Source organism: Photorhabdus africana (assembly GCF_035181445.1).
Lineage (GTDB): Bacteria > Pseudomonadota > Gammaproteobacteria > Enterobacterales > Enterobacteriaceae > Photorhabdus > Photorhabdus laumondii.
This window is the reverse complement of the sequence record NZ_JAXBVE010000091.1, coordinates 1-3,862: the sequence shown is the minus strand read 5'-3', so window position 1 is coordinate 3,862 and position 3,862 is coordinate 1. Positions and strand designations below refer to the sequence as shown.

The window sequence follows — 3,862 nt, the reverse complement described above, 5'->3', positions numbered from 1 at the left end:
TCTCTCAGACTTTCATCTATATGTTGCTGTAATGGACTCAAGAAGTAATCGATCACGCGACGTTGATCGGTTTTTATTTCTGCCGTGATCGACATGCCCGGAGACAGTGGGACTCGCTGACCATTGACCAGCACGTGATCAGACTTCAAGCGAATACGGCTGCTATAGATGAGTCCACGCTTTTCGTCCTCGATAGCGTCGTTCGATACGTTGAGCACTTCGCCGTCAACGGTGCCGTACTTGGTGAAAGTGAAGGTTTCCACCTTGACGGTGACCGGTTGACCAACATGGACAAAACCCACATCCTTGTTTTCCAGCCTGGCCTCCACTTCTACCGATTGGTCTGCGGGGACGATGACCATCAGCGGCTGAGCCGGTGTCACCACACCACCGACAGTATGGATAGCGAGTTGTTGAACTGTGCCGGCCACCGGGGCTTTGAGGCTGGTCAAAGTTTCCTGATAACGGGCCTTCGCCAGCTCCTGAACCAGGGTCGCTGCCTTTTTGTTGGCTTCCTGTTGCAGGTCGAGCATGGCGCGGCGATTTTGCGCAACAACAGTCTCACGCCGACGTCGCGCCTCGTCCTGAGCGGCGGTGTACTGCAAGACACTGGCCTGCTGTACGCTTAACTGACGTTGCAGATCCAATCGCGTCTGCTCTTTTTCCAGATATTCATGCCGCGACACATACTGTTTCGTCAATAACCGTTGGTAATCCTCAGCTAATTGTGTCGCAATCGGCAGCGTTTTTCGCAGGCTAGCCACCTGGGATTGGGCTGACTGGATTTCGGCACTGCGTTGGAGGATTTCGGCATCCACCAACTCCAGGTTGCTGCGATATTCCTGATATTGTCCTTGAAGCCAGCGTTGGGCACTGAGCACCTGCTCAGGGTTGGCGTTGTCAATCGTTCCTACCAGCGAAGCCGGCGACTTTTGTTGATTGATCGCATCGAGCATGGCGGCACTCCGCGCACTGTCGATACGAGCAGCCAGCAGCTCGCTCTGGATCCGGCTGACGTCGGCGCTCGCCGCCGTCGGGTCGAGCTCAACCAACAACTCGCCAACTTTCACCGACTGGCCGTCATTGACGTGGATCGCTCTGACCACCGCCGTTTCACTGGATTGAATCAACTTGGTCTTGCCATTGGGAACGACCTTTCCCGGGGCGATAGCCACGACCTCGATTTTGCCGATGTAGGCCCAGAGCAACGCCAATACAGCAAAACCCAGAATGGTCCAGGTGAAAATTCTCGGTGCTGGGTGAACCGGTGTTTCCTGCAACTCTAAAGCCGTCGGTAAAAACTGTAATTCATGAGCCAGTCGCGGCGACACGTCCATGCTTTTACGTTGGTGCCAAGACTCACGCCACGCGTGACGATAACGCTGCAATAAGGAAAGGGTGGCGCTCATTTGAAATTATTTTCCTTGAATCGGAGTATGTTTATCTTGATCACATCTGCCTCTGATGGTGTTATTAACCATTGATTGCGTTATTAGCCGTTTTCATCGTACTTTCCAGAAATGGAAGCCTGTCATCCCTGCTGCATTCGATACAGCCGTGAATAGTGGCCGTCCTGACGTGCCAGTAACTCGGCGTGGGCGCCCTGTTCAACGATCTGCCCGCGATCCATCACCAGGATACGATGCGCGTCGCGTACAGCGGACAACCGATGAGCGATAATGATGACCGTGCGCCCCTTGCAAATGCTTTGCATGTTCTGCTGAACCACCCGCTCAGACTCGTAGTCCAGCGCACTGGTCGCTTCGTCGAAAATCAAAATGCGAGGATTGCCGATCAAGGCGCGGGCAATGGCTACCCGTTGCCGTTGACCGCCTGAAAGTGACGCGCCGTGCTCCCCCACAATGGTGTCGTAACCTTCGGGCAGTTCAAGGATGAATTCATGAGCTCCAGCCATGCGGGCAGCGTGCATGACCATTTCGAGCGGCGCACCCGGATCGCTTAAAGCAATGTTTTCACGAATGCTGCGGTTGAATAGCATATTGTCCTGCAACACCACGCCAATCTGCCGACGCAGCGAGGACACATCCGCCAATGCCAAGTCCATGCCATCGACCATGACCCGTCCGCGCTCCGGGACATAGAGCCGCTGCAACAAACGGGTCAGAGTGCTTTTGCCGGAACCGGAGCGGCCCACTACACCAATGATTTCTCCCGCGCCAATGGTCAAGTTGACGCCACGCAGCACCTCAGAACCATCAGCCCGATAACGAAAATGCACCTGTTCGAACTCTACCTGCCCCTTGAGCGGCGGTACTGTGCTACGTGTAGCCTGAGACAATTCCGTACGGGAATTGAGGATATCTCCCAGGCGCTGCACTGAGACTCCGGTCTGCTGGAAGCTGGTCCACAGTTGCGCCAGGCGCATGATCGGGCCGCTGACACGGCCGGCCAGCATATTGAATGCGATCAGTTCCCCCACCGATAGCTGCCCCTCAATCACGAGACGCGCACCGAGCCAGAGTGTGGCGACCGTCACTAACTTGCCAATAAGCGAGACGCTTTCATTGGCGATAGTGGATAAGGTCTGTGTTTTGAAACCGGCAGCAACATAAGCTGCCAGTTGGTTGTCCCACTTACGGATGGCCTGCGGTTCAACCGCCATTGACTTTAGGGTATCGATGCCATTGACCGTCTCGACAAGGAATGCCTGATTCTCAGCATTGCGGGTGAAGCTATCCTGTAATCGCTTACGCAAGAGAGGTGTAACCAACCCCGAGACGAGTGCATAGAGCGGCAATGACAACACCACAACAAGGGTCAACCAGCCGCTGTAATAGAACATCACAAGGATGAATACCAGAGAAAAAAGTACGTCGAGCATCAAGGTAATGGCGTTGCCGGTGAGGAAGCTGCGGATGTTTTCCAGTTCGCGTACACGCGCCACAGAATCACCGACTCTCCGGGCCTGGAAATAAGCCAGCGGCAGATTAATCAAGTGCCGAAACAGATTCGATCCCAACTGCACATCAATACGGCTGGTCGTATGGGCAAACACGTAGCTACGCAGACCGCTCAGGGCCGACTCGAACAGCATGATGCCCAGCAATCCCGCCGCGACCACATCCAGTGTGGTTAGGCCGTGGTGCACCAGTACTTTGTCCATGACCACCTGAAAGAACAACGGAGTCACCAAGGCAAACAACTGCAAGGCAAAAGACCCCAACAAAACTTCACCCAACAACTTGCGGTATTTGACGATAGCCGGGATAAACCAAGTGAAGTCAAAGCGTGAAGTCTCTCCGGGCAGGCCGTTACTGGAACGCACAAGCACCAGTTGCCCTGTCCAACGCTGCTCAAGCTGCTCGAAGCTGATAACTTCGGGGCGCGCCGAACGTGGGTCCTGAATCAGAGCCTGTTCTTTATCCAGCTTAGCCAAAATAAAAAATTGCCCATCTCGGTCAATGGCAATGGCGGGCAAAGGCGTATGTTCAAGTCTGGCCAGTGTTGTGTGTACAGCCCTGGCTTTCAGCCCTGAATAACGGGCAGCCAGCAGCAGCTCTTTCAGGGTAAGACCCTGGCTGGCAGTGGAAAATTCGTGTGAAAGTTGTTCAGTCGATATAGCGATGTTGTGAAACCTGGCCAACATGGCCAGGCAAATCAGGCCGGTATCCAGCTCCGGGGAAGAATGGGGTGGCTCAGTACTCATTTCATTATCCTGCATCAGACAACTTAATCCTTAAATCAAAAATCTGGATATTCATCTCACCCCTAGCAAGCTATCCAGACATATCCGCAATCCGTTTAGTAAACAAATTACAATTCATGTAATTAGGCGTTTATATCATCAAATAATAATAAATTTCATTTAATATATTCACAAACTGTGACATTAACCACACAA

General features: G+C 53.2%; 2 protein-coding genes. Both read right to left on the bottom strand.

Going from position 1 to position 3,862, the window contains the following annotated elements; translation table 11 throughout:
* A partial coding sequence (locus SLS51_RS22570; protein WP_323840747.1) for an HlyD family type I secretion periplasmic adaptor subunit occupies positions 1-1,409 on the bottom strand: 1,409 nt, incomplete at its 3' end.
* Between the two features lie 122 nt (positions 1,410-1,531).
* Positions 1,532-3,667 (bottom strand): type I secretion system permease/ATPase, encoded by a 2,136-nt coding sequence (locus SLS51_RS22565; RefSeq protein ID WP_323840746.1) that lies wholly within the window; start codon positions 3,665-3,667, stop codon positions 1,532-1,534.
* Positions 3,668-3,862: the final 195 nt, after the last annotated feature.

Excerpts from the sequence above, each read along its gene's own strand:
- SLS51_RS22565 (WP_323840746.1), bottom strand. The coding sequence starts at position 3,667 with ATGAGTACTGAGCCACCCCATTCTTCCCCGGAGCTGGATACCGGCCTG.